Raw genomic sequence first — 3410 nt, 5'->3', positions numbered from 1 at the left:
GACGTTCCGCGCACACGCCATCCACCCGAGGGCAGCGGCCAGGAGAAGCGTTCGAGAGTGCATGCCCACGAAGGCTAGACGAGCCGTGGTGCCCCGGGTCAATTAGCATGCGCGCATGCGGACGCTCCTGCCTGGCCTGCTGTCGTGGTGCATGCTCCTCGGGCAGCCCGCTCGAGGAGAAGAGGTCTCCCCGGAGGTGCAGCTGAGCCTCCAGCACCTCAAGCCCGCCGAGCGGGAGCGCGTGGCGAAGGCGCTGGGGCCGCTGGATGAACTGCCGCGCTACCGGGTGCAGTTGGAGGTGGACCCCGTTTCGCGCGAGGCGAAGGGGCGGGTGCAGGTGGAGGTGATGGCCCGCGACAAGCCCCTGACGGAGCTGTACCTGCGGGTGACACCCAACGCGCAGGGGGGCAAGCGGGTGGTGCTGTCCGATGCGCGGCTGGGGCGCCAGCCCATCGTCCTGGAGCAGCCGGAGCCCACGCTGTACCGCTATCGACTGGTGGAGCCGGTGCCTCCGGGCGCGGCGGCGGTGCTGGACGTGGCCGTCCGGGCCGTCGCCCCGAAGGGGGAGAAGCCCGCGGCGACGCTCCTCGGGGGTGGAGGGCAGGGGCCAAAGGGCGACCACGGGGCCTTTTCTGTCACGGCGGACTTCATGAGCCTGGTCGGCGTCGTGCCCCAGGTTCCGCCGCTGGACGACAAGGGCCAGCCCTGGGCGGGGCCGCAGGGCATCGGAGACCTGGCGTTGTATGCGCCGGCGCATGTGCTGGCCTCCATCACCGTGCCGTCGGGCTGGTCCGTGCATGCCACGGGCGTGGCGATGGGTGAGGTTCCCGAGCGCGACGGCCGCGTGCGTTTCGCCTTCGCCGCGGGCGCGGTGCGCGACTTCCCCATCCTCGTGTCCAAGGGCTACGAGGTGTCCACGGCCACGGTGAACGGCGTCACGGTGGAGAGCCACTACGCGGTGAAGGACAAGGACGTGGGCGAGCGCGTGCTGAAGTACGCCTCGTCGGCGCTGGCGGAGTTCGAGAAGCGCCTGGGGCCGCTGCCGTACACGCACTTCCGGGTGGTGGAGGCGCCGCTGTCCGGCGGGGCGGGAGGCATGGAGTTCCCCGGCCTCATCACCGTGTCGAGCATGCTGTATCGCGGCGTGGTGGACCCGTTCGAACTGGTGGCCGGTCAGGTGGACGTGGAGCAGTTGAAGGAAGTGCTGGCGATGCTGGGCCCCGCGGGCTCCGCGCCCCTGACACAACTGAGTGGCTCGCTGGAGCGCACGCTGGAGTTCACCGTCGCGCACGAGGTGGCGCACCAGTACTTCGCGGGCCTCGTGGGTTCGGACCCCATCCACGCCCCCGTGGTGGACGAGTCGCTGGCCCAGTACGCCGCGCTCCTCTACATCGAGTGGAAGCACGGCAAGGCGGCGGCGGAGGCGCTCCGGCGCGAGCTGCTGGTGTCGCCGTACCACATGTATCGGCTGGCGGGCGGCGAGGACGCGCGAGCGGACCGGCCCACGAGCGCGTTCGACAACGAGACGGAGTACGGGGCGCTGGTGTACGGCAAGGCGCCGCTGCTGCACCACGCGTCACGCAAGCTGGTGGGCGACACCGCGTTCTTCCAGGGCCTGCGTTCCTACGTGGACACGTACCGCTTCAAGTGGACGTGCAAGGAGTGCTTCACCAAGGAGTTGGCCAAGGCGAGCCCTGGGAACGCGAAGGCCCTGGAGCGGCTGCGCGTGCGCTGGTGGAACGAGGCCCATGGCGATGATGACCTGGGCCTGCCCAACCTGGACGCGGTGATGGGCACGCTGGGCGCCGGAAGCGGGTTGGATGTGGACAACCTGGACCCGCAGACGAAGGAGTTGCTCGAGTCGATTCTGCCCTCGCTGCTGGGGCAGTAAGGGCAGGGCGTCAGTCGAAGAGCGCCTGAACGAACTCGCGCGGCTCGAAGCGGCGCAGGTCCGCGATTTTCTCGCCCACGCCGACCCATACGACGGGCAGCTTCAGCTCGTCGCAGATGCCGATGATGACGCCGCCCTTGGCGGTGCCGTCCAGCTTCGTCAGCGCGATGGCGGTGATGCCCACGGCCTCGTGGAACTGCTTGGCCTGCTGAATGGCGTTCTGCCCGTTGGTGGAGTCCAGCACGAGCAGCACCTCGTGCGGCGTGCCGGGCATGGCCTTGTCCATGACGCGCTTGACCTTCTTCAGCTCCTCCATCAGCGGCGCCTTGGTGTGCAGCCGGCCCGCCGTGTCGGCGATGACGACGTCGGCGCCCTCGGCCTGGGCCTTCTTGATGGCGTCGAAGATGACGGAGCCCGGGTCGCCACCCTCGGTGCCCTTCACCAGCTGCGCCTTCGCGCGCTCGGCCCACACGTCGAGCTGCTCGGTGGCGGCGGCGCGGAACGTGTCGCCCGCGGCCAGGATGACCTTCTTGCCCTCGCCCGTGAGCTTCGCGGCGAGCTTGCCGATGGTCGTCGTCTTCCCCGCGCCGTTGACGCCCACCACCATGACGACGTGCGGCGGACCGCCGCCTTCCAGCGAGCGCGGCACGGGCAGGTCGACGATGCGGGCGACCTCCGTGCGGATGAGGTCCTTGATGCGATGGGAGTCACTCAGCTCGCTGCGCTTGAGCTTCTCGCGCGCCACCTCCACCAGCTCGCTGGCCGTGCGCACGCCGATGTCCGCCGTGAAGAGGATTTCCTCCAGCTCCACCAGCACGGACTCGTCCACCTGGCGCTGCTGGCCGAACAGACCGTTGAGGCGGGCCATGAAGCCCTGGCTCCGCGTCTTGTCCAGGCCCTGGGCCAGCGTACGGCCGGCCTCGGCGTCCACCTTGGCGCGGGCGGCGGCCTCCTCGGCGCGACGGGCCTCCTCGACGACGGCGGCCTCCCTGGCGCGCTCGTCCTCCACGAGCCGCTGGGCCTCGGCCTGCTCGCGCTTGCGCCGCTCCCGGGCCTCTTCATCAGCGGCCTTCTTCGCGCGGTACTCGGCGCGCTTCTCCTCCTCCTCGCGCTCCTTGAGGACCCGGGCCTGCTCCTCCAGCCGGGCTCGCTCGCCCGAGTCGGTGGTGGTCCTGGCGGCGAGGGCGGCCTCCTCTCGCTGACGGGCCAGCTCCTGGGCGCGGGCGTGGGCCTCGTCCACCTCGCGAAGCCGGGCTGCCTCCTTCTCGGAGGGGGGCAGCTCCACGCGCAGCTCGGGCCGCTCCGCGGGCAGCGCGGGCCTCTGCTCCGGGACGGGGACGCCGGGCTTCCTGCCGGGCTCGGGGGCGCGCTTGCGGAAGAAGAGCTTCTTGGCCGCCAGAATCATCAGCAGGGCGAAGAGGGCGGCTCCGCCAATGCCCACCGCGTCGCCCGCGGTGAGGCCATCCGACGGAGGAGTTCCCGTCCCCGGCTGGGTCGTCTCCCCGCCCGGAGTGGGGGC

Annotated in this window: 2 protein-coding genes; one reads left to right on the top strand and one right to left on the bottom strand. The window is 70.9% G+C overall.

Translation table 11 applies throughout. The annotated features are described in order from the left end of the window. The first annotated feature begins 115 nt into the window (after nt 1–115). A complete protein-coding gene (locus HR086_RS45730) occupies nt 116–1891 on the top strand; it encodes a M1 family aminopeptidase (protein WP_174468799.1) in 1776 nt (591 codons plus the stop codon). 10 nt (nt 1892–1901) lie between these two features. On the opposite strand, the gene ftsY is transcribed toward HR086_RS45730, so the two are convergent. After that, nucleotides 1902–3410: signal recognition particle-docking protein FtsY (gene ftsY / locus HR086_RS45725; protein WP_254626748.1), on the bottom strand; the 1509-nt coding region annotated here is incomplete at its 5' end.

Origin of the sequence: Myxococcus sp. CA039A (genome assembly GCF_013336645.1) — a bacterium.
Lineage (GTDB): Bacteria > Myxococcota > Myxococcia > Myxococcales > Myxococcaceae > Myxococcus > Myxococcus llanfairpwllgwyngyllgogerychwyrndrobwllllantysiliogogogochensis.
The sequence above is the reverse complement of the archived record's forward strand: the minus strand, read 5'-3'. Positions and strand labels throughout refer to the sequence as shown.

Excerpts from the sequence above, each read along its gene's own strand:
- HR086_RS45730 (WP_174468799.1), top strand. The coding sequence starts at position 116 with ATGCGGACGCTCCTGCCTGGCCTGCTGTCGTGGTGCATGCTCCTCGGG.